The organism is Polyangium sp. y55x31 (genome assembly GCF_029946505.1).
In the GTDB taxonomy this organism is placed as follows: domain Bacteria; phylum Myxococcota_A; class Polyangia; order Polyangiales; family Polyangiaceae; genus Polyangium.
Genome location: NZ_JARZHG010000098.1, coordinates 1 through 854 on the forward strand (window position 1 = coordinate 1; position 854 = coordinate 854).

At 67.3% G+C, this 854-nt stretch carries 1 protein-coding gene; it reads left to right on the forward strand.

Going from position 1 to position 854, the window contains the following annotated elements:
• Window positions 1-170 precede the first annotated feature (170 nt).
• Window positions 171-710, forward strand: a complete 540-nt coding sequence (locus tag QHF84_RS50165; protein ID WP_281320791.1) for a hypothetical protein — start codon at window positions 171-173, stop codon at window positions 708-710.
• Window positions 711-854: the final 144 nt, after the last annotated feature.

The window sequence follows — 854 nt, forward strand, 5'->3', positions numbered from 1 at the left end:
CGGCCGTTCTGCGTCTCGGAAGACGGCGCGCATGCGCGGGCGGTGTTCGCGCAGGAGGCGCCCGACATCGAGCCGGGGATGCTGCTCGATGGGCGGCGCGTCGGGCGGGTGGTTCACCACGTGAACGATGCCGGGGCCTTCCGGACCGAGGTCGTCTTCGAGGAGGGGCTATGACTGCGACGCGCGAGAAGGAGATTTTGCGGCGGATCGTGGCGCAAGCGCTCCCGGTTCCGCTGCAATACCTGGCGGCTCATGATGCTACGGTCGTGGCGCAAGGGGTCGACGGGACGCTCGATCTGCGCCTCGATGGCGTGGACATGCCTGGTTTGTCGGGTGTCCCGATATGGCTGGGCCTGCCCGGGATCCGGGTCGAGGTGGCGAAAGGGGCGCGCGTGAAGGTCGGCTTTTCCGAGGGGGATCCGGCCAAGCCATTCGCCGGGCTGTGGGAGACCGATGCTGCCATGATCCGGATCGTCATCGGCGGCGGCACGAAGGCCGTTGCACGGATTGACGATTCCACGGACTCGGGGACGCTCATCCTCCGCACGGTCACGGAACCGGCATCCCTCTGCACCATCGAATGGAAACCGCCCGGCTCGGCGGTTGCGATCGTCCTCGGGGCCCTCGGCGTGCAGGTCTCGGGGCCATCGGTCGTGGAGATCCCGATCCAGGGGAAGATCACGAGCGGGCTTGCCTCGCTGCTGGGATAAGCCGATGGCGATCGACTACGGCGACGATATGAGCACGTTCGGTCCGGATGGATCGATCGATATCGATTTCGAGGCGGTCGTGGAAGGGCCGCGCGTCGTCCTCGAGGCCGTGGCGCGTCGATGGCTCATGAGCTCGGGCGCGCT

Coding starts and splice junctions, on each gene's coding strand:
- QHF84_RS50165 (WP_281320791.1), top strand. CDS start 171: ATGACTGCGACGCGCGAGAAGGAGATTTTGCGGCGGATCGTGGCGCAA.